General features: G+C 74.1%; 20 protein-coding genes. 10 read left to right on the top strand and 10 right to left on the bottom strand.

Going from position 1 to position 19567, the window contains the following annotated elements; all coding sequences use genetic code 11:
• Window positions 1-17 precede the first annotated feature (17 nt).
• The 4 genes from ABEB06_RS37385 to ABEB06_RS37370 all read right to left on the bottom strand — a co-directional run bounded on the left by ABEB06_RS37385 (window position 18) and on the right by ABEB06_RS37370 (window position 4702).
• Window positions 18-773, bottom strand: a complete 756-nt coding sequence (locus tag ABEB06_RS37385) for a class I SAM-dependent DNA methyltransferase (protein WP_345701401.1) — start codon at window positions 771-773, stop codon at window positions 18-20.
• Window positions 763-1485, bottom strand: coding sequence for an AAA family ATPase (locus ABEB06_RS37380; protein ID WP_345701400.1), 723 nt, complete (start codon window positions 1483-1485; stop codon window positions 763-765). The genes ABEB06_RS37385 and ABEB06_RS37380 overlap by 11 nt, the downstream gene beginning before the upstream one ends.
• Window positions 1486-1583: 98 nt before the next feature.
• Window positions 1584-3218 carry an AMP-binding protein gene (locus ABEB06_RS37375; RefSeq protein ID WP_345701399.1) on the bottom strand — a complete coding sequence of 545 codons (1635 nt, stop codon included), beginning with the start codon at window positions 3216-3218 and terminating at the stop codon, window positions 1584-1586.
• Between the two features lie 116 nt (window positions 3219-3334).
• Window positions 3335-4702, bottom strand: coding sequence for a helix-turn-helix domain-containing protein (locus tag ABEB06_RS37370; RefSeq protein ID WP_345701398.1), 1368 nt, complete (start codon window positions 4700-4702; stop codon window positions 3335-3337).
• Between the two features lie 127 nt (window positions 4703-4829).
• Between ABEB06_RS37370 and ABEB06_RS37365 the strand changes: the two genes are divergently transcribed.
• Window positions 4830-6134, top strand: coding sequence for a M64 family metallopeptidase (locus ABEB06_RS37365; RefSeq protein ID WP_345701397.1), 1305 nt, complete (start codon window positions 4830-4832; stop codon window positions 6132-6134).
• Between the two features lie 66 nt (window positions 6135-6200).
• Window positions 6201-6818 carry a hypothetical protein gene (locus ABEB06_RS37360; RefSeq protein ID WP_345701396.1) on the top strand — a complete coding sequence of 206 codons (618 nt, stop codon included), beginning with the start codon at window positions 6201-6203 and terminating at the stop codon, window positions 6816-6818.
• A gap of 127 nt (window positions 6819-6945) precedes the next feature.
• Here ABEB06_RS37360 and ABEB06_RS37355 read toward each other — a convergent pair whose 3' ends face one another.
• The 3 genes from ABEB06_RS37355 to ABEB06_RS37345 form a co-directional block, all read right to left on the bottom strand.
• Window positions 6946-7374 (bottom strand): ATP-binding protein, encoded by a 429-nt coding sequence (locus ABEB06_RS37355; protein ID WP_345701395.1) that lies wholly within the window; start codon window positions 7372-7374, stop codon window positions 6946-6948.
• 56 nt (window positions 7375-7430) lie between these two features.
• Window positions 7431-7847: an STAS domain-containing protein gene (locus tag ABEB06_RS37350; RefSeq protein WP_345701394.1), complete on the bottom strand. Its 417-nt coding sequence runs from the start codon at window positions 7845-7847 to the stop codon at window positions 7431-7433.
• Window positions 7848-8559: 712 nt separating this feature from the next.
• On the bottom strand, window positions 8560-8994 hold the full coding sequence (locus ABEB06_RS37345) for an Hsp20/alpha crystallin family protein (protein ID WP_345700626.1): 435 nt from the start codon (window positions 8992-8994) through the stop codon (window positions 8560-8562).
• A gap of 74 nt (window positions 8995-9068) precedes the next feature.
• Between ABEB06_RS37345 and ABEB06_RS37340 the strand changes: the two genes are divergently transcribed.
• Both ABEB06_RS37340 and ABEB06_RS37335 read left to right on the top strand, forming a co-directional pair.
• Complete coding sequence (locus tag ABEB06_RS37340; protein ID WP_345701393.1) at window positions 9069-9779, top strand: type III effector protein; 711 nt, start codon at window positions 9069-9071, stop codon at window positions 9777-9779.
• A gap of 278 nt (window positions 9780-10057) precedes the next feature.
• Window positions 10058-12034: a PP2C family protein-serine/threonine phosphatase gene (locus ABEB06_RS37335; RefSeq protein ID WP_345702107.1), complete on the top strand. Its 1977-nt coding sequence runs from the start codon at window positions 10058-10060 to the stop codon at window positions 12032-12034.
• Window positions 12035-12088: 54 nt separating this feature from the next.
• Here the strand turns inward: ABEB06_RS37335 and ABEB06_RS37330 are convergent, their stop codons facing one another.
• Window positions 12089-13342 carry a cytochrome P450 gene (locus tag ABEB06_RS37330; protein WP_345701392.1) on the bottom strand — a complete coding sequence of 418 codons (1254 nt, stop codon included), beginning with the start codon at window positions 13340-13342 and terminating at the stop codon, window positions 12089-12091.
• 76 nt (window positions 13343-13418) lie between these two features.
• On the bottom strand, window positions 13419-14234 hold the full coding sequence (locus tag ABEB06_RS37325) for an SDR family NAD(P)-dependent oxidoreductase (RefSeq protein ID WP_345701391.1): 816 nt from the start codon (window positions 14232-14234) through the stop codon (window positions 13419-13421).
• A gap of 144 nt (window positions 14235-14378) precedes the next feature.
• On the opposite strand from ABEB06_RS37325, the gene ABEB06_RS37320 reads away from it, so the two are divergent.
• The 6 genes from ABEB06_RS37320 to ABEB06_RS37295 all read left to right on the top strand — a co-directional run bounded on the left by ABEB06_RS37320 (window position 14379) and on the right by ABEB06_RS37295 (window position 18880).
• A complete protein-coding gene (locus tag ABEB06_RS37320) occupies window positions 14379-14591 on the top strand; it encodes a hypothetical protein (RefSeq protein WP_345701390.1) in 213 nt (70 codons plus the stop codon).
• Window positions 14592-14630: 39 nt separating this feature from the next.
• Window positions 14631-15107 (top strand): DUF5709 domain-containing protein, encoded by a 477-nt coding sequence (locus tag ABEB06_RS37315; RefSeq protein WP_345701389.1) that lies wholly within the window; start codon window positions 14631-14633, stop codon window positions 15105-15107.
• 140 nt (window positions 15108-15247) lie between these two features.
• A complete protein-coding gene (locus ABEB06_RS37310; protein ID WP_345701388.1) occupies window positions 15248-16723 on the top strand; it encodes an aminotransferase class I/II-fold pyridoxal phosphate-dependent enzyme in 1476 nt (491 codons plus the stop codon).
• Window positions 16720-17616: an SDR family oxidoreductase gene (locus ABEB06_RS37305; protein ID WP_345701387.1), complete on the top strand. Its 897-nt coding sequence runs from the start codon at window positions 16720-16722 to the stop codon at window positions 17614-17616. Before ABEB06_RS37310 ends, ABEB06_RS37305 begins: the two co-directional genes overlap by 4 nt.
• A 78-nt stretch (window positions 17617-17694) precedes the next feature.
• Window positions 17695-18111 (top strand): hypothetical protein, encoded by a 417-nt coding sequence (locus tag ABEB06_RS37300; protein ID WP_345701386.1) that lies wholly within the window; start codon window positions 17695-17697, stop codon window positions 18109-18111.
• Window positions 18112-18196: 85 nt separating this feature from the next.
• Window positions 18197-18880, top strand: a complete 684-nt coding sequence (locus tag ABEB06_RS37295; RefSeq protein WP_345701385.1) for a DUF6766 family protein — start codon at window positions 18197-18199, stop codon at window positions 18878-18880.
• A gap of 58 nt (window positions 18881-18938) precedes the next feature.
• Here ABEB06_RS37295 and ABEB06_RS37290 read toward each other — a convergent pair whose 3' ends face one another.
• Window positions 18939-19499, bottom strand: a complete 561-nt coding sequence (locus tag ABEB06_RS37290) for a hemerythrin domain-containing protein (RefSeq protein ID WP_345701384.1) — start codon at window positions 19497-19499, stop codon at window positions 18939-18941.
• Window positions 19500-19567: the final 68 nt, after the last annotated feature.

Raw genomic sequence — 19567 nt, 5'->3', positions numbered from 1 at the left:
TGAACGGGCGTCACGCGTCAGTCGGCCGGCTTCTCCCAGACCGAGACGTGGCGGACGCTGTCCGCGGTGAACGGCTCGCGGGTCCAGCCCGCCCAGCGGTCGCGCAGCCGCAGGCCGGCGAGTCGGGCCATCAGGTCGAGTTCGGCGGGCCAGACGTAGCGGAACGGGATCGAGCTGACCTCGCCGCGGCCGTCCTCGCTGACGGTGATGTAGTGGCAGGTGGCGTCCTGGGTGACGGTGTCGTAGACGGTGTACGCCCAGCCGGTCGGTCCGGTCTCGAAGGGGACGATGTTCTGCCCGGCCGGGATCTTCCGCAGTTCCGGGACGATCACCTCCACCACGAAGCAGCCGCCGGGCGCGAGGTGCTCGGCGGCGTTGCGGAAGCAATCGACCTGCTCGTCCTGGGTGGTGACGTTCATGATCGTGTTGAACACCAGGTAGACCAGCGAGAACGGCCCGTCCGCCGCCGTGTCGACCTTGGTGGTGGCGAAGTCGCCGATCGAGACGCCGATCTCCCCGCCGCCCGGCTTGGCCCGCAGCCGGGCGGCCATCGCCCGGGAGAGGTCGATGCCGTGCACCGGGACGCCGCGCCGGGCCAGCGGCAGGGCGATCCGGCCGGTGCCGATGCCGAGTTCCAGCGCGCGGCCGCCGGCCGCCAGTTCGGCGAGCAGGTCGACGGTCCGGGCGATGGTGTCGGGTTGGAACTCGGCACCGGTGGACTCGTCGTAGTGCTCGGCCACGCGTTCGTCGAAGTGTCCGTCGTCAGAGCTCATCGGGCGAACCTACCGCCGCCGGCGCGGCGGCCGCCGGGAATTCCGGCGGCGCGGCGAGGTGACCCCGCGCCGCGCCCGCCGGGACGAAGCGGACCCCCGCCAGGCGTTCGCGGGAGGCCGCGTCGGCCACGACGACGGACGCCGTGCCGGGCAGCGCGTCCGGGCCGCGCCGGTCGAGGGCGGTGAGCAGCCGGCCGAGGCCGCGGACGTGCCGGCGGAAGACCCGGCCGCCGGTGGTGCGGTTGCGGGCGTGCTGGCCGGCGAGGGCGTCGGCCGGGGTGACGGCGAGCAGGACGACGTGCAGTTCGCGGCCGTGCCGGCGGGCCCAGCGGGCGAGGCAGCGGCGCATCCACCACCGGCTCCCGCAGTCGTGCACCAGCAGCGGCCCGGGGCGGCGGAACGCGGCCCGGGTGCGCAGGAAGTGCAGGGTACGGACGTACGGCCGGTACGCGGCGTAGGGGATCCGGGCGGGCATCCGGGCCTCGCAGGCGGTCCGGGTGCGCCGGGGGTCGATCACCTCGGCCTGCGGTGACCAGCGGCGCAGCAGGGTGCTCTTGCCGCTGCCGGGCAGGCCGCAGACGACCACGACGGCGTCGGTGCCGTAGGTCGGCAGGAGCGGTGGGCCGGGTCGGCCGCGCAGGTCGACCAGGCCGCGCAGGTCGACCGGGCCGCGGGGGGCGGTTCCGGACGGTGTGCCGCTGCTGTCCTCCATCCCGCACTCCCCGCACTGATCTTCCTCGCCGACCCCGGCGACTCTACAGTCTCGTAGAAGCATGCCCCGCCGGGGTCGTCCCCTCCCACCGGTGGCGGCTACTCCTCGGCGAGCAGGCGGACGGCGGTCTCCCGCATCTCGACCTTGCGGATCTTGCCGGTGACGGTCATCGGGAACTCCTCGACCACGTGCACGTAGCGCGGGATCTTGAAGCGGGCGAGCCGGCCCTCGCAGTACGCGCGGACGGCTTCGGCGGTGAGCGGCTCGGCGCCTTCGCGCATCCGGACCCAGGCCATCAGCTCCTCGCCGTACTTGGCGTCGGGCACGCCGATCACCTGGACGTCGAGCACGTCGGGGTGGGTGTGCAGGAACTCCTCGATCTCGCGGGGGTAGAGGTTCTCGCCGCCGCGGATCACCATGTCCTTGATCCGGCCGGTGATGGAGAGGTAGCCGTCCCGGTCCATCACGGCGAGGTCGCCGGTGTGCATCCAGCGGGCGGCGTCGACGGCCTCGGCGGTCTTGTCGGGTTCGCCCCAGTAGCCGAGCATCACGGAGTAGCCGCGGGTGCAGAGTTCACCGGGTTCGCCGCGCGGGACGGTGCGGCCGGTGGCGGGGTCGACGACCTTGACCTCCAGGTGCGGGCCGACCCGGCCGACGGTGGAGACGCGGCGTTCGATCGAGTCGTCGGCGCGGGTCTGGGTGGAGACCGGGGAGGTCTCGGTCATGCCGTAGCAGATGGAGACCTCGGTCATGCCCATCCGTTCGATGACCTGCTTCATCACCTCGACGGGGCAGGGCGAGCCGGCCATGATGCCGGTGCGCAGGCTGCTGAGGTCGTAGGAGTCGAAGTCGGGGACGGCGAGTTCGGCGATGAACATGGTGGGCACGCCGTACAGCGAGGTGCAGGATTCGGCGGCGACCGCGGCGAGGGTGGCGGCCGGGTCGAAGGCGGGGGCGGGGATGACGGCGCAGGCGCCGTGCGAGGTGGCGGCGAGGTTGCCCATCACCATGCCGAAGCAGTGGTAGAAGGGCACCGGGATGCAGATCCGGTCCTGCTCGGTGTAGCCGCACAGTTCCCCGACGAAGTAGCCGTTGTTGAGGATGTTGTGGTGCGAGAGGGTGGCGCCCTTGGGGAAGCCGGTGGTGCCGGAGGTGTACTGGATGTTGATCGGGTCGTCCGGTGCGAGGGCGGTCTGCCGTTCGGCGAGCGCCGCCGGGTCGGCCTGCCGTCCGGTCGCCAGCAGGCCGTCCCAGCCGCCGGAGCCGATCAGCACCACCCGTTCCAGCTCCGCGCAGCGCGGCCGGACCTCCTCGATCATGGCGGCGTAGTCGGAGGTCCTGAACCGCTCCGCCGCGACCAGCAGCCGGATGCCCGCCTGGTTGAGCACGTACTCCAGCTCGTGCGAGCGGTACGCCGGGTTGACGGTGACCAGGACGGCGCCGATCTTGGCGGTGGCGTACTGGGTGAGCGTCCACTCGGCGCAGTTGGGGGCCCAGATCCCGACCCGGTCGCCGCGGTCGATGCCGAGGTCGAGCAGGCCGAGCGCGAGGGCGTCGACGTCCTCGACGAGCTGCCGGTAGGTCCAGCGGCGTCCGGTGGCGCATTCGACGAGTGCGTCCCGGTCGGGGTGGGAGCGGGCGGCGCGGTCGAGGTTCTCGCCGATGGTGTCGCCGAGCAGCGGGACGTCCGCGGTGCCCGACGCGTAGCTGCGGGTGGCCGGCTGGGTGGTCACGGTGGTCCTCCGGGGGTGGGGCGGACAGGTCCGGTGCGCCCCATGATCCACGCCGCCGCGCCGCCGGGCCACCCCCGAACGGTGGTGCGGCCGGCGCCGGTCGTACGGGGGTGCGGTCAGGGTGTTCCGGCGAGCGGGGCGGGCAGCACGGGCGCGGCGGGGGCGGGGCCGAGGGTGGTGGTGCCGGGGGCGGCGCGGTGGCCGAGGCCGGTGCGGTAGACGTCGAGGGCGAGTTCGGTGCGGCCGGTGCGGCGGTAGAGGTCGCCGAGCAGCCGGCACAGGTCGGCGAGGTCGCCGGCCGCCCCGGCGCGCTCCAGCAGGGACAGCGCCCGGACCCAGTGCTCCTCGGCGGCGGCGCTGTCGCCGGCGTCCTCGGCGAGCAGGCCGAGCAGCCGGTGGGCGCCGGCGGCGTGGACGGCGCCGCGCTCGGAGCCGATCGCGTCCAGCAGCGTGGTCAGCAGCCCGGCGGCCTCGGTCCGCCGGCCCATCCGCCGTAGCACGTCGGCGAGTTCGACGTCGATCTGGTGGGTGAAGAGCTCGGCGCGGCGGGTGGCGAGCATGGCGCGGGCGGTGCGCAGTTCCGCCTCGGCGCTCGGCAGGTCGTCGGCCTGGGCGTGGACGTAGCCGCGCATCCAGTGGCACTTGGCGAGGTCGCCGGTGAGCCGCAGGCGCTGGTACAGCTCCTGGGCCTTGGCGAGCGAGCGGTCGGCCTCGGCGGTGCGGCCCTCGGCGATCAGGGTGCGGGCGACGCTGCGGTGCAGGTGGGCGACGAGGGCGGGGTCGGTGGCGTCGGGGGCGAGGGCGAGGGCGAGTTCGGCGGCCTGGGCGGCGCGGGCGTGGGCGCCCATGTCCATGTAGGGGCCGATGACGGCGGAGTAGAGCAGCAGCAGGGCGTCGGGGTCGTGCAGTCCGGCGGCCCCGAGCTGGTCGATGGCGGTCTCCAGCAGGTAGCAGGAGTACCGGAGTTCACCGGCCAGCAGGTGGGTGACGGCGCGGCCGCGGACGGCGGCGGCGCGGGCCGGGAGCGGCTGGTCGGCGAGCAGGCGCTCGGCCTGCTCGAAGTGCGCGCGGGCCCGGTCGAGACGGCCTGCTTCGAGGGCGCATTCGCCGAGGCCGAGCAGGGCCGCGGGGCGGAGCCCGGTGAGCTCCTCCCGCTCGGCGTGCTCCAGCACCTCGGCGAAGCGGCGTGCGGCCAGCTCCACGTCGCCGGTGGCGAGTTCGGCCTGGGCCTCGGCGAGGGTGAGGCGCAGTCGGGCGGCGAGGTGGGCGGGGCGGCCGGTGGCGAGTTCGTCGGTGTCGACGCCGAGGCGGTCGGCGAGGTGCTTGAGCGCGGCGTCGGAGGGGCGGGCCCGGCCGGCTTCGAGGGTGGAGACGTAGGCGGCGGTGTAGGCGGGTTCGGCGAGCGCACGCTGGGTCAGACCCCTGGCGTGGCGCAGTCGTTGGAGCCGTCGTCCGAACTCGTCGGGTCCGTGGTCCTCGGTCATGGTGTGCCGCTCCCCTCGTCGGTGTCCGCGCGCCGGGTCCATTGTCGGGGACGCGACGATGCCCTACATTAACCGCGCACGTAAGTCTGATTATCCCTCAATTTAACTCCTCACGGGAGGTCCCCGCGTGCACATCCGCAGACTCACCACCCTGGCCGTGGCCGCCGCCACCGCCCTCGCGGCCGGCTGCCTCGCCCAGCCCGCCACCGCCGCCCCGGCCGCTCCCCCGGCACCGGACACCACCAGATCCGTCGAGGCCTTCGGCGCGGACGGGTCCATCTCCCGCGCCCGGGTGCCCGCCGCCTCCCCGCACACCGCCGCCCCCGCCGTGCGCGGCCTCGCCGCCGACGGTGCCGTCACCCCGGTCGTCCAGAACGGCTCCCCCGCGGACAAGCTGGACGTGGTGGTGATCGGCGACGGCTACACCGCCGGCGAGCAGGGCGAGTTCCTCACCGACGCCGCCACCAAGTGGCAGGAGATCTCGGCCGTCGAGCCGTACGCCACCTACCGCGGCCTGTTCAACGTCTGGGCCGTGCAGGCGGTCTCCACCGACTCCGGCGTCTCCGGCGACCCCGACCGGGCGACCACCCGGCGCACCGCCCTCGGCTCGTACTTCTGGTGCGGCGACGTCGAGCGGCTGCTGTGCGTGGACACCGACGCGGTCGACCGCTACGCCGCCCTCGCCCCGCAGGCCGACCTGGTGCTGGTCGTCGCCAACAGCGCCAAGTACGGCGGCGCGGGCTACAACGACGTGGTCTCGCCGCTCGGCTACTCCGGCATAGCCACCGTCGCGGGCGGCAACAGCCTCTCCGGGCAGATCGCCGTGCACGAGACCGGCCACTCGCTCGGCCACCTCGCCGACGAGTACTCCTACGCCGACCAGGGCACCTACCACGGCGCGGAACCCGCCGAGGCCAACATCAGCACCCTCACCGCCGACCGGATGCGCCGCGCCCGCACCAAGTGGTACCGCTGGCTCGGCCAGACCTCCCCCGACGGCGGCACGGTCGGCGCCTACCTCGGCGGCGGCTACTACCCCGCCGGGCTGTACCGGCCCACCGACAACTCGATCATGCGGTCGCTCGGCCGCCAGTTCAACCTGCCCGGCCGCGAGGCGATGATCGCCGGGTTCTACCGCTACGCCACCACCCTGGCCAGCACCACCCCGACCACCGCCGCGCTCGGCCCCGCCGACCGGATCACCGTGCAACTCCCGGTCGCCGGCACCCGGCTGCGCTGGTACCTGGACGGCCGCGAACTCACCGCCCTGCGCGACCGCACCGACCTCGACCTGGCGGGCCTCCACCTCACCGGCCCCCGCGGCAGCGTCCACCGGCTCACCGCCCGGGCCACCGACCCCACCCCCGCCGTGATCGACCCCGAGCTGACGCCCTCCCTCACCGACACCCTCAGCTGGCGGATCACCCGCTGACCCCACCCCCACGGCCTGCCCCGGGGGTGGCATGATCGACCGGACGCCACGCCCCGGAGCAGCCCGATGACCTACGCACCACCCGCGCCGCCCGCCTTCGCCGACTGCACGCCCCGCGAGAAGGCCGCCAGACTCGTCACCGACGCGCTGGCCCCGGCCAACCTGGTGGTGGCCCTCCTCCTGCTGGTCGCCTGGCACAGCACCCGCTCCTGGGCGGGCCTCGGCTGGGGCCTGCTGGCAGCGCTGTTCTGCGGCGCCGTCCCGATCGCCCTGGTCCGGCTCGGCGTGCGGCGCGGCGACCTCACCGACACCCACATCCGGGTCCGCCGCCAGCGCCTCGTCCCGATGGCGCTCAGTCTGCTCTCCGTCCTCGCCGGCATCGTCCTGCTGTACGCGCTGCGCGCACCCGCCGACGTCACCGCGCTGGTGGTCGCCATGCTGGTCGGGCTGGCCGCCACCCTGGCGGTCACCGTCGGCTGGCAGATCTCCGTCCACAACTCCGTGGCCGGCGGCACCGTGATGATCCTGCTGCTGGTCCTCGGCCCCTGGGCGGCGGTCACCGCCCTCGGCGCCGCCGCCATCGGCTGGTCCCGCCTCGTCCTCCGGGCCCACACCCCCGCCCAGGTCCTCGCCGGCACCGCCCTCGGCGGCGCCGCAGCGCTCACCTTCGCCCTCCTGCGCTGACAGCCCCTCAGCGACCGCCGCGCGCGGGTGGCGGTTCGAGCTCGCCCGGGCCGACGCACGAAGCGGCCGGGGCCGAGGGCCCGGCGTCGTCCGACGTCGTGCCCGCCCGGCGACCGGAACGGCGGGACTACAGGGCGGGGATCGTCGTGGGCGGCGGGTCGCATTCGGCCCAGACCGTCTTTCCGCCGGCGGCGGGATGCGTGCCCCAGGCCCGGGCGAGGTGGTCGACGATCCGCATCCCGTGCCCGCCGGGGGTGTGCGGCATCGGAGACCGGACCTTGGGCACGGCGGCGGAGGCGTCGGTGACGGCGATCCGGATCCGGCCGCTCGGTGTCGTCCGCAGGTCCAGTGCCAGGGGTCCGTCGGCGTGCTGCGCGGCGTTGGCGAGGAGTTCGGCGGCTACCAGGACGATGTCCGCGACGGCGGCGGATTTCGTGCGGGGGAACCACGTGGTGAGGGCGCGGCGGGTGAAGGCGATGCCCTCGCTCACCGGTGCGGGCCCGGCCGGGAAGGCGAGGCGGGCGGGGACGACCGGTGTGACCGGCAGCGTGCGCACGGGAAGCACCCCCGAAGGTCGGAGTCTGCCCTGGCGTCTTTCCGCCGTCCGGCGGACTACTCCCCGTAGGCCGGCAGGGCTTCGCCCCCTTCGCGCAGTGCTTGCTCGATCGTGGGGGCGCAGGGCAGGACGGTGTCGACCTGGGTGATGCGCAGGGTGCGGCGCGCGGGGGCGGAGGGGGCGACCAGGACCAGCCTGCCGCCGCGCTCCAGGGCCTCGCGCCGGACGGTCAGCAAGGCGTTGAGCCCGGCGGAGGTGAGCAGGTCGACGGCGGACAGATCGACGGCCAGGACACCGGGATGCTGCTGAAAGGCCCGGGTCAGGGCATGGCGGACCTGGTCCTCGTTGTCGTGGTGGAGCGACCCGGCGAGCGCGCACATCACCGCGCCGTCGCGGTTGGTGACGGTGATCGCGGCGTCGGGCATCCCGCCCGCCGCCGGGTCGGCTCGCAGATGTCGGTCATGGGTGGACATGGCGCACGTTCCTTCCGAACCCACCAACGGCTCCACGGTTCGATCCTGTGGGCCGGGGCATCGCATCCGCGCGGGAATCGGGAGACAGTGCGGCGACAGCCGACGGGTATCCGGCGAACGCCGAGATGACGCCGAGCCGGTACCTCGCGTCTGCCCTCCCCGCCCCCCTGCCATGCGCTCGCCCGCCCGGTATTTCGCCCCGCCCGCCGCCCCGCCCCGCGTCCGCGGCGCCGAGCGCACCGCGGCCGCCTCCCCGGCTTCGCGCGGCGTCCGGCGCACTCCGTTCGACGCCGTCCAGCACACCCCGGCCCGGGTGCGCCGGCAGACCCGCGGCAACCCGCTCGCGGCCGGCATCATCGCCTTCGGCGCCGGGATGCTCCTGCCGGTCTCCCGGGCCGAGCAACGCGCCGGCGCCCACCTGCGCGAACACGCCGACGACCTGGTCGAGCCGCTCGAACAGGCCGCCGGCACGGCCGCGCAGGAGATCAAGGAAGAGATGACCGAGCCCGCCCGGGACGCCGTCGAATCCGTCCGGTCCACCGCCCAGGACGCCCCGGGCACCACCAAGGACACCGGCCGCCAGGCCGCCCGGACCACCACCGCGCCGTCCACGCACGTGACGGTGGCCCGCAGCTCCGGGACGGAGTCGCCGCGCCCCGCGCCGTCCCCTGGGGAGGCGGGACGGCGCGGGACGTCCGGTGGGTGCGGCCGGTCAGGCCTGGATCTGCTTGCGGCCGCCGCTGTGGCTGATCGCGATCTTGCGGGGCTTGGCCTTCTCCGCGACCGGGATCCTCAGGGTCAGCACACCCGCGTCGTAGTCGGCGCTGATCCCGGCCGGGTCGAGGGTGTCGGAGAGCATCACCTGCCGGGAGAACACACCCAGCGGCCGCTCGGACAGCTCCCACTTCACCTCATCGCCCTGGTGACGCGGACGGCGCTCGGCCTTCACCGTCAGCATGTTCCGCTCGACGTCGATGTCGATCGCCTCCGGATCGACACCCGGCAGGTCGAAGCAGACCACGTACTCGTCCCCCACCCGGTAGGCGTCCAACGGCATCGGCGCCGGACGCGACCAGGTCCCGTTCGTCCCCAGGAACTGCTGGGTCAGCCGGTCCAGTTCGCGGAACGGGTCAGTGCGCATCAGCATCGCGAAACACCTCCATCGATCGGTTGGGTGCCAGTGCGCTTCACCTGAATCCGTTCTAACATGTCATCCATCCGATGACAACCATGCGAGTCACCCAAGGAGTGACAGACGTGGGGAAGCCCCCGAACACACCCGACACCACCGGACCGGCGTCCTTCCTCGCCGCCACCACCGCCCTCGCCGCCATCGACCACGCCGTCCACACCGCCCGCACCACCCCCACCACCGACACCCACGCCACCACCACCGCCACCGGCCCCCAACCCGCCCTCGCCGCCCTCCTCCTGCTGCGCGAACTGCGCACCGAACTCGCCGGCTGGGAAGCCGGCCTGGTCGAGACCGCCCGCGCCCAAGGCGCCACCTGGGCCGACCTCGCCCACCCCATGGGCGTCGCCAGCCGCCAGGCAGCCGAGAACCGCTACCTGCGCCTGCGCCCCCACCACCCACACCCCACCCACCAGACCGGCGCCGAACGCGTCAAAGCCGTCCGCGACCGCCGCGCCGCCGACCGCGCCGTCACCGCCTGGGCCCGCGACCACGCCACCGACCTGCGCATCCTCGCCGCCCGCATCACCACCTGCAACGACATCGCCCCCGCCGGCCACCCCACCCTCACCGCCCTCACCACCGCCCTGGGCACCACCGACCCCGCCGACCTGATAACCCCCCTCACCGACATCCGCCCCCACCTCGGCACCGCCCACCCCGACCTCACCGCCCGCCTCGACGACCTCACCCACCGAACCGACCGACTCCGCCATGACAGCGACCAACAACGCGCCTGACCAAACCACCACCACGGCACTCGACACGGCCGGGAGGAAAGCCGGGTACGACCAGGCGTACCGTCCCTGTATGGGGCCGATGGTCCCTCGGGCGGTCGTGCCCGGGGTCCGACGGCCGCGTCGGACGGGGCGAGTCGGGAGCGGCGGTGTCTGACAGCGACGGCCAGGGAGCAGGTCTGCTGGGCGAGGCCCTGGCCGACATCGTCCGCCGCACCGGCGCCTCGGGCGGTGGCGTCTACCTGCTGGACGATCCCGGTCCGGTCCTGGGCCTGGCGGTGATGTGCGGGGTGCCGGCAGAGGTGGCGTGGCCCTGGCTGCGGATCCCGTTGAGCGCGCCGACCCCGGTGAGCGACGCGGTGCGCGAGGACCGGCTGGTCTGGGTGGGGTCGCAGGACGAGATGGCGCGGGCCTACCCGCGGGCGGCCGCCAGCCTGCCGTACCGGTTCTCCCTGGCCGCGGCGCCCTTGCCGGACGAGGCACGGTGCTCGGGTGCGCTCCTCCTGCTGTGGCCCGCGAGCCACCCGAGCGGCCCCACCGCACGCGAGCGCGACCACGTCACCTCCGCCGCCCGCCGCATCTCCCGGGTCCTGGACGGGTCGACCGCGCGGCCCGCCGTCCCGGATCAGCCGCACCTCGTACCGGTGGCCGGCGCCACCACCGGCAGGTACCCGCCGCAGGCAGCGGCCGACTACCTGGAGCGCCTGCCCGAGGGCTCCCTCGGACTGGACCTCGAGGGCAGGATCACCTTCCTCACCGCCACGGCCGCGGCACTGCTCGGTGCCGACGCCGACCGCCTGCCGGGCACCCGGCCCTGGCAGTCGCTGCCCTGGCTGGACGACAGGATGGTGGAGGACCACTACCGCACCGCCGTGATCAGCCGTGACCCGGTCGCCTTCACCGCCCTGCGCCCGCCCGGTACGTGGCTGCGCTTCGAACTCCACCCGGACGCCAGCGGCATCAGCGCCCGCATCACGCGCGCACCGGCGCCCGGACACGACCGGCCGCCGCCGGAGAGCGACCGTCCGCCCGCCGCGGCCACCGCGCAGACCGGCCGGCTGTACCAGCTCCTCCACCTGGCCGCCGCGCTGACCGAGACCGTGGCCGTCCGCGACGTCGTCGAACTGGCCGCCCACCAGATCCTGCCCGCCTTCGGCGCCGACGGGCTGGTCCTGTCCGCCGCCGACGCCGGACGGCTCAAGATCATCGGATACCACGGCTACGAGCAGTCGACCATCGACCAGCTCGACGGCCTGCCGGTGGACACCGGCCTCACCCCCGCCGGGCAGGTCCTCGTCGACGGTGTCCCGTCCTTCTTCACCAGCCCCGACGACATGGCCGAGCGCTACCCCCGGGCCCCGCGGATCAGCGGCAAACAGGCCTGGGCCTTCCTCCCCCTGGCCATCTCCGGCCGTCCCGTGGGCTGCTGCATCCTCTCCTACGACCGGCCGCGGGCCTTCAGCGCCGACGAACGCGCCGTCCTCACCTCACTGGCCGGACTCGTCGCCCAGGCACTGGACCGCGCCCGCCTCTACGACGCCGCCCGGGATCTCGCCCGCGGCCTCCAGCAGGCCCTCCTGCCCCGCAGCCTGCCCGCCCTCCCCGGCCTGGCGAGCGCCGCCCGCTACCTCCCGGCCAGCCGCGGCATGGACATCGGCGGCGACTTCTACGACCTCATCCGCATCGACGCGACCACCGCCGCGGCCGTCATCGGTGACGTCCAGGGCCACAACGTGGCGGCCGCCGCGCTCATGGGGCAGGTCCGCACCGCCATCCACGCCACCGCGGGCGCCCCGCCCGAACAGGTCCTCGCCCGCACCAACCGCGTCCTGGCCGACCTGGAGAGCGACCTGCTCGTCTCCTGCCTCTACGCGCACATCGACCTCGCACGCCACCGGGTCGTGCTAGCCAGTGCCGGCCACCCCCCGCCCCTCCTCCACCGGCCCGGCCACCCGCCCGGGCCCGTCCGCCTCGACCCCGGCCCCCTGCTCGGCGTCGAGACCGGCGCCCAGTACCCCACCACCGTCCAGCCGTTCCCCCCGACCGCCACCCTCGCCCTGTACACCGACGGACTCCTCGAAACCCCCGGCACCGACCCCGAACACGCCGCCCACGACCTCGCCCGCCAGCTGTCCGCACACGGCCACCGCCCGCTCGGCCACCTCCTCGACACCCTCCTGCGGCACGCCCGCCCCACCGCCCACTACACCGACGACATCGCCCTCCTCCTCCTGCGCGCCGACCCGCAACCGGGCTGACCGCCCTCCCCACCGCCTTTCCCCGCCGTCGTGGCCGGACGGTTCCGCCGGCCGTCATTCCTCGGCGGCGCCGCGGGCGAGGTGGATGACGAAGCCGCTGCGGGGACGGGCGATCATCCGGCGGAGGGAGATGGTGAGGTCCTGGTCGGGGACCGTGCAGTCGAGTCGCGCCAGCCGCGGGGCGAGGGATTCGAGCAGCCCCACGACGACGCCTTCGCCCGGGCAGCGGTGGCCGGTGGCCGGATCTCCGCCGCCCTGGGGGATCAGCTTCTGCGGGTCGGCGGGCTCGTCGAGGAAGCGCTGGGGGCGGAAGCGGTAGGGGTCCTCCCACAGCGCCGGGTCGTGCTGGTGGCCGTAGAGATCGAGCAGGACGAGGGTGCCTTCCGGGACGGACTCGCCGGCGAAGGTCACGTCGCCGGCCGCCTTGCCCGCCACGAACGGGGCGAAGGGGTAGAAGCGGCGCACTTCCTGGGTGAAGGCCGTGGCGAAGGAGGCGTCGTCCGCGGCCAGCCGGCCGCGGTTCTCGGGCCAGCGGTGCATGGCGTGGGCGGCGAACGCCGCGAACCAGCAGACGGCGACGGTCGGCCGGAGGATGTTCAGCACCTCCACCGCCGCCACCCGCGGGGCCGGAAACTGCCCGTCCGCGTCGCGGTGCAGCGCCACCACCTGCACGGCGCAGCCCTCCGGGAGCTGTACGGAGCCGTCGCGGACGGATTCGACGAGGGCCGCGATCGAGCGCTCCTGGCGCCTGCGGGCGAGCCGGGCCCGCCAGTGCCGCGGGCCCGGGGTGGCGAAGCCGTCCACCATGCGCACCAGGTCGCGGGCCAGGGGCGCCACCTCGTCGTCGCTGATGTCCAGGCCGGCCCAGCGGGCGACACCGGCGGCGAGCACCTCGGCCACCGCGTCCAGCAGGACGACCGTGCCGCGTTCGCGCCAGGCGGGCACCGCGGCGTCCCAGGCCTCGACGGTGCGGGCGACCAGCTGCTCCAGCTGCCGCGGATCGGCGAGCAGTCCGAGGAACATCGCCTTCCGGAGCTGGTGCTCCGGCCCGTCGAGGCCGTGGACGGCCCCGTGGCCGAAGAGGGTGCTGCGCACGGGTTCCGGCAGTGCGCCGCTGCGGCGGACGTGCCGCTCGTCGTAGAAGAACCGCACCGCGTCCGGGCCGTGCAGGGCAACGGCCGGTCGGCCGAGCAGGCGGGTCCGCAGCACCGGTCCCCGGTGGCGGCGCAGCCGGTTCGGCAGCCATGCGTAGCCGGTCAGCAGCAGGGGCAGGGTGTTGTCGGTCCGGGGGAAGGCTCGTCGGTCCATGGGGCGTCGACTGCCCGGGAGGGTGGGGGGCAAACCGCAGGTCGCCCGGATGCCCGAGCGTGCGGGTGCCGGGGTGCTACCCCTGGTCGCCCGAGCCGGGCTCCGCCATCCTGCGGTGGGCCCGGGCCTTGATGCTGTCCGGGAGCACCTTGTTCGCCAGCCCCTGGGCCTTGGTCTTCGCCGATCCCGCGACGATCTTGTCCTTGCCCGCCATGAGCGCCTCGAAGCCCTGCCGGGCGACCTGGGCCGGGTCGTCCTTGTCCTGCCTGCCGACCTTGGTGTCTTCCATGCCGGCCCGTCTGAAGAAGTCCGTGTCTGTCGGGCCGGGCATCAGGGCGGTGACGGTCAGGGAGGTGTCCTTCAGCTCGTTCTGCAACGCCTGGGCGAAGGACTGCAGGAAGGACTTGGAGGCGTTGTAGACGGCCTGGAACGAGCCCGGCATGGTCGAGGCGATCGAGGAGGTGATCAGCAGGCGCCCTTCGTCCCGGGCCGCCATGTCCCGCAGCAGCAGCTTGGCCAGGTGGACGGTCGAGGTGATGTTCAGGTCGATGACGGCGAACTCGTCGGTCAGTTCGGTGTCGAGGAACGCCCCGCCCTGCCCGACTCCCGCGTTCAGCGCCGCCGCGGCGAGGGGGCGGCCGTCCGCCTTGACGGCGCGGTGCACCTCTTCGACCCCGGCGGCGTCGCGCAGGTCGGCCCGTACGGCGCGCACCCGGACGCCGTAGTCGGTGAGCCGGCCGGCCGCCCCGTCCAGGCGGGCGTCCTCGGCGGCGATCACCAGGTCGAAGCCGTTCTCGGCGAACTGCTTCGCCAGCTCCAGGCCGATCCCGCTGGACGCGCCGGTGACCAGGGCGAGGGGCCGTCCGTTCGTCGTGCTCGTTGTCTCGGTCATGCCCGGCGCCTGCCCGGCGCGCCTGCCACCAACCACCCGGTCCGGGATGCCGTCCGGCGAACGAGGGCATGCCGGACGGCCCACCGGGTAACCGCTGGGGCGCGGTCAAGGGCCGCACGAACTCCGGAACCACGAGGAGGAGCCGTGGAGGACGTCCCGCAGGGCGGAGCCGGTGGTGTTCCGCTCGACGACACCGATCAGAAGCACCCGATCCACCCGCCCGGGAACGACGGTGGACCGGACGCCGGCCAGGAGGAGCAGGAGGGCGACGCCACGACCGCCGAGCCCGGCAGGGCGCGGACCCTCGACCCGCAGGAGACCACCGACGAGCAGGGCGAACAGCCCACCGAGAGCTGACCGCGGTACGCACGCGGTGGCGCGGAACGACGGAGAGACATGAGCGACGAAGCGATGGGCGACGACGTCTACCAGCCGACCGGGAACATGGAGGAGCAGGCCGACGCCGCCCCCCTCGACCTGGACGACGCGATCGACGAGCGCGACCAGGACGACCTGCTCGACGAAGGCTACTCCCCGCCGGAGCGGCCGCTGGGCGTCGACAAGGTCGGCGTGACGGCCGCCGAGCAGCGCGACGGCGAGAGCCTGGACGAGCGTCTCGCCCAGGAGCAGCCCGACGTCCTGCCGGACCCGGGCGGAGCCGGCGACGGGCCCGACGGCGAGGGCGAGCCCGCCGGCCCGGCGACCGCCGGCAGCCGCCGCGCCGGGCGGCTGGTGGCCCCCGACGAAGGCGTCCGGTCCGACACGGAGAAGGACCTCGTCGCGTCCGACGTCGGCATCGACGGCGGCGCCGCCGGCGCGGAGGAGGCCGCGGTGCACATCGTCCCCGACGAGTCGGACACGACCACCACCTAGCGCCGGACGGAGCCGCAGGCCCGCGCCCGGGTCCGTGACCCCGGGCGCGGGCCGACCGTGCCCGCGCCCACCCGTCGCGGCGTCGCGGACACGCGGGGTGGCCCCCGTTTCCGTACGCGCGGTCGGGGCAGCCGCCGGGCATGGACCAGTCGCAGGCACCCGTTCTCGAAGCGCTCGCCGCCTGGCGCGCCAACCCGCAGACCGCCTTCACCCCTCCGGGTCACAAGCAGGGCCGCGGGGTCGATCCGCGCGTCCTGGCAGCCCTCGGTGCGGGGGTGTTCCGCTCGGACGTGCTCGCCACCGGCGGGCTCGACGACCGCACCACCTCGCGGGGCATCCTCCAGCACGCCCAGGAGCTGATGGCCGAGGCGGTGGGGGCCGACCACACGTTCTTCTCCACGTGCGGCAGCAGCCTGTCCGTCAAGGCGGCCATGCTGTCGGTCGCCGGTCCCCACGAGCACCTGCTGGTGGGCCGGGACGCCCACAAATCCGTGGTGGCGGGCCTGATCCTGGCCGGGATCCGCCCGATCTGGGTCGACCCGATCTGGGACCCCGACCTGCACCTCGCCCACCCCCCGTCCGCGGACGCCTACCGCGCGGCGCTCGACGAGCACCCCGACGCCCGGGGCGCCCTGGTCACCTCGCCGACCCCGTACGGGACCTGCGCCGACCTGGCCTCCATCGCCGAGGCCTGCCACGACCGCGGCGTGCCGCTGATCGTCGACGAGGCCTGGGGCGCGCACCTGCCCTTCCATCCTTCGCTGCCCAGCTGGGCCATGGACGCCGGTGCCGACGTGTGCGTCACCTCCGTCCACAAGATGGGCTCCGCGCTGGAGCAGAGCTCGGTCTTCCACCTCCAGGGCGACCTGGTCGACGCCGCCGTCCTCAAGCAGCGCGAGGACCTGCTCGGCACCACCAGCCCCTCGGTCCTGATCCACGCGGCCCTCGACGGCTGGCGCCGCCAGATGGTCCAGCACGGCCGCGCCCTCTACGACGACGCACTCGACCTGGCCCACGACCTCCGCGGACGCATCGACGACCTGGCCGGGCTGCACGTCCACGGCCGCGCCGACTTCTGCGGCCCCGACCGCGCCGCCGACCTCGACCCGCTCCAGGTCGTCATCGACCTCAGCGCCCTCGGCACCAGCGGCTACCGCGCCGGCGACTGGCTGCGCTCCCACCACCAGATCAACCTGCACGTGTGCGACCACCGGCGGATCAGCGCCCAGCTCACCCATGCCGACGACACCACCTCCACCGAGCCGCTCCTGGCCGCCCTCGCCGAACTCGTCGACGTCGCCGCGGACCTGGGGCCGACGCCCGAGGTGCACCTGCCCTCGCCCGCCGAACTCCGCCTCGACCAGGTGATGCTCCCCCGCGACGCCTTCTTCGGCCCGACCGAGCAGGTGCCCGTCGAGAAGGCGGCGGGCCGGATCGCCGCCGAGATGATCACCCCCTACCCGCCCGGCATCCCGGCGGCACTGCCCGGTGAACGCCTCAACGAGGACGTCCTGGAGTACCTGACCAGCGGGCTGCGCGCCGGAATGCTCATCCCGGACGCCGCCGATTCGAAGCTGCACACCGTACGGGTGACCGACGAGAGGACCACACCGTGACGAGCGATCAGCACACTCCGCACGACCCCACCGAGCAGCACCCGACGCCTCCGTTCCCCGAGCAGTCCCAGGCCCACCCGGGCAGCGGCGCCGCCATGGAGCCCGAACCGGACCACGGCGAAGCGACGTACCGGGGAACCGGCCGCCTGAACGGACGGATCGCGCTGATCACCGGCGGCGACTCCGGCATCGGCCGGGCCGTCGCCCTCGCCTTCGCCCGCGAGGGCGCCGACGTCGCCTTCTGCCACCTCCCGGAAGAAGCCGCCGACGCCGAGGCCACGGCCGCGCTCGTCGAGGGCGCCGGCCGGCGGGCACTGCCGGTCGCCGGCGACCTCCGCAACGAGGAGTTCTGCGAGCGGCTGGTGGCGCGCTGCGTCGACGAACTCGGCGGCCTGCACGTGCTGGTCAACAACGCGGCCTACCAGATGTCCCAGCCCGACGGGCTCGCCGCGATCGGCACCGAGCAGTTCGACCGCGTCATGCGCACCAACCTCTACGGCATGTTCTGGACCACCCGCGCCGCCCTGCCCCACCTCCGGGCGGGCGCCTGCGTCATCAACACCGCGTCGGTGCAGGCCTACAAGCCCAGCCCGCACCTGCTGGACTACGCCATGACCAAGGCCGCCATCGTCGCCTTCACCCAGGGCCTGGCGATGCAGCTCGCCCCCGACGGCATCCGCGTCAACGCCGTCGCCCCCGGCCCGGTCTGGACGCCGTTGATCCCGGCCACCATGGACGAGGAGAAGGTCGCGCACTTCGGGGAGCAGTCCCCGCTCGGCCGGGCCGCGCAGCCCGCCGAGATGGCCCCGGCCTACGTCTTCCTCGCCTCCCAGGAGTCCTCCTACATCACCGCCGAGATCGTCAACGCCACGGGCGGCACCCCCCTGCCCTGACCTCGCGCTTCACTCGTTCGGCCGCGCAACGGCCCGGCGTCGTCGACGCACCCGCCCCGCCGTGGTCGACTGCCGTGCATGGTGCGCGGACGGAACGGGATGCGGGCGGGCCTCGGGGTGGCCGCGGCCCTGGTGCTGCTGTGCGGCTGCTCGTCGCTGTCGGACCGGGAAAACGCGGTCGCGGCCGCAGCACGCGGCTTCGAGGCCGACCTCGCCCGCCAGGACAGCGCGGCACTGTGCGGCGCACTGGCCCCGGGCACGCGCGAGGAACTGGAGGACAGCAGCAAGAGCGGCTGCGAGCAGGCGATCGGCGACAGCGACCTGCCCGCGGCGACGGACGTCCGCCGGGTGGACGTCTACGGGCAGCAGGCCCGCGCGGTGCTGGACGGCGACACGCTCTTCCTGTCCGCGTTCACGGACGGCTGGAAGATCACCGCCGCCGGATGCGAACCACAACCCCGCAAACCGTACAAGTGCGCACTCAAGGGAGCGTGACACCGGTGCGCGGCCTGTTCACCCTGTGCGTGCTGACCGTGGTCGGCGGGCTGGTGTACTTCACGACGATCGGGGCGCTGCACCGATGAGCCGCACGGCGCGCTTCCTGCGCGACAACAGCCTCACCCTGGTCTTCGGCACCGCCTTCCTGCTCACCCTCGTCGGCCAGGCCGCCTCGGGGATCGCGGAGGTGAACAACGAGCTGGTCGCAGCCGACCTGCAGCCCGTCTCGGTCGCCGGCTACCTGACCGGCTCCGACTTCGCGGTCGACGTCACCGAGAACTGGCAGTCGGAGTACCTGCAGTTCTTCCTCTACATCTTCGGCACCGTCTGGCTGCTGCAACGCGGCTCCCCCGAGTCCAAGAGCCTGGACCGGGCCGGCACCGAGTCCGACCGCGACCAGAAGGTCGGCCCGCACGCCGGGAACGACTCCCCCGCATGGGCCCGCGCGGCCGGGCTGCGCCGCACCGTGTACTCGCGCTCGCTGGGCCTGGTGATGGCCGCGTTCTTCCTCGGCTCCTGGTTCGCACAGTCCGTCGCGGGCGTGTCGGCGTTCAACGCCGAGCGGCTGCGCGACCTGCAGGCACCGTTCACGTGGGGGGACTACGTGTTCTCCGCGGACTTCTGGAACCGCACCCTGCAGAACTGGCAGTCCGAACTCCTCGCCGTCGCCTCCATGGCGATCCTCTCCGTCTACCTGCGCCAGCGCGGCTCCCCCGAGTCCAAACCCGTCGGCGCGGCCCACACCTCCACCGGCGTCGAAGGCTGACGCCCCTCGCGGGCACCCGGTCCGGCACGGCGCGCACCGGCCCGGGCACCCGCGGCGGTCAGGACCGGCCGCGGCCGGTCACGAAGTCACGGGCCCGGTCCACCAGACCTGCGCCGGGGGCGAGGATCTTGCTGGCCGTCGGGGAGCTCGGCGCCGCCGGGTGCGGCCGGGTGGGGGCCATGGCCTTCGCGCGGCGGATCCTGTCGCCGAGGTCGTCCAACTGCTCGGCGGTGCAGGCCTGGCGCAGCATCGGGAAGAGGTTGGCCTCCTCGTCCTGGACGTGGGCGGTGACCTCGTCCATCAGCTGCTGGAGCATCATGTCCATCCCGGGGTCGTCGGTCCTGGTCTTCTCCAGCTCCTTGAGGAGCTCCTCGACCCGGGCGTGGTCCTCGATCTCCTTGTCCGCGAGCCGGTCGCCCCCGGCGACGTACTCGCGGACCGCCGGGTAGAGGTACTGCTCCTCGGCGACCGAGTGGCGCACCAGCTCGATGGTGACCTCGTCCACGAGGTCCCGCAGTGCCTGTCCGGCGCCGGCCATCGCCTGGATCCGGCCGAACATGTCCTCCACCTCGCGATGGTCGGCCGTCAGCTCCTCGATCACGTTCCCGCCGTGCCCCATCAGGTGCCTGCCTCTCGTCGTCCGCGGGCGGGTCGGTCCGCGCCCAACGGGAAGGCGTTCCCTCCCCC

The sequence above is a fragment of the Kitasatospora terrestris genome, assembly GCF_039542905.1.
In the GTDB taxonomy this organism is placed as follows: Bacteria; Actinomycetota; Actinomycetes; order Streptomycetales; family Streptomycetaceae; genus Kitasatospora; species Kitasatospora terrestris.
The sequence above is the reverse complement of the archived record's forward strand: the minus strand, read 5'-3'. Positions and strand labels throughout refer to the sequence as shown.

What these genes read in the sequence shown, in the direction of transcription:
- ABEB06_RS37290 (WP_345701384.1), bottom strand. Translation starts at nt 19,499, where the DNA reads ATGGGGCACGGCGGGAACGTGATCGAGGAGCTGACGGCCGACCATCGC.
- ABEB06_RS37295 (WP_345701385.1), top strand. Translation starts at nt 18,197, where the DNA reads ATGAGCCGCACGGCGCGCTTCCTGCGCGACAACAGCCTCACCCTGGTC.
- ABEB06_RS37310 (WP_345701388.1), top strand. Translation starts at nt 15,248, where the DNA reads ATGGACCAGTCGCAGGCACCCGTTCTCGAAGCGCTCGCCGCCTGGCGC.
- ABEB06_RS37350 (WP_345701394.1), bottom strand. Translation starts at nt 7,847, where the DNA reads ATGTCCACCCATGACCGACATCTGCGAGCCGACCCGGCGGCGGGCGGG.
- ABEB06_RS37300 (WP_345701386.1), top strand. Translation starts at nt 17,695, where the DNA reads ATGGTGCGCGGACGGAACGGGATGCGGGCGGGCCTCGGGGTGGCCGCG.
- ABEB06_RS37315 (WP_345701389.1), top strand. Translation starts at nt 14,631, where the DNA reads ATGAGCGACGAAGCGATGGGCGACGACGTCTACCAGCCGACCGGGAAC.
- ABEB06_RS37340 (WP_345701393.1), top strand. Translation starts at nt 9,069, where the DNA reads ATGACAACCATGCGAGTCACCCAAGGAGTGACAGACGTGGGGAAGCCC.
- ABEB06_RS37330 (WP_345701392.1), bottom strand. Translation starts at nt 13,342, where the DNA reads ATGGACCGACGAGCCTTCCCCCGGACCGACAACACCCTGCCCCTGCTG.
- ABEB06_RS37380 (WP_345701400.1), bottom strand. Translation starts at nt 1,485, where the DNA reads ATGGAGGACAGCAGCGGCACACCGTCCGGAACCGCCCCCCGCGGCCCG.
- ABEB06_RS37325 (WP_345701391.1), bottom strand. Translation starts at nt 14,234, where the DNA reads ATGACCGAGACAACGAGCACGACGAACGGACGGCCCCTCGCCCTGGTC.
- ABEB06_RS37345 (WP_345700626.1), bottom strand. Translation starts at nt 8,994, where the DNA reads ATGCTGATGCGCACTGACCCGTTCCGCGAACTGGACCGGCTGACCCAG.
- ABEB06_RS37360 (WP_345701396.1), top strand. Translation starts at nt 6,201, where the DNA reads ATGACCTACGCACCACCCGCGCCGCCCGCCTTCGCCGACTGCACGCCC.
- ABEB06_RS37370 (WP_345701398.1), bottom strand. Translation starts at nt 4,702, where the DNA reads ATGACCGAGGACCACGGACCCGACGAGTTCGGACGACGGCTCCAACGA.
- ABEB06_RS37335 (WP_345702107.1), top strand. Translation starts at nt 10,058, where the DNA reads ATGTGCGGGGTGCCGGCAGAGGTGGCGTGGCCCTGGCTGCGGATCCCG.
- ABEB06_RS37385 (WP_345701401.1), bottom strand. Translation starts at nt 773, where the DNA reads ATGAGCTCTGACGACGGACACTTCGACGAACGCGTGGCCGAGCACTAC.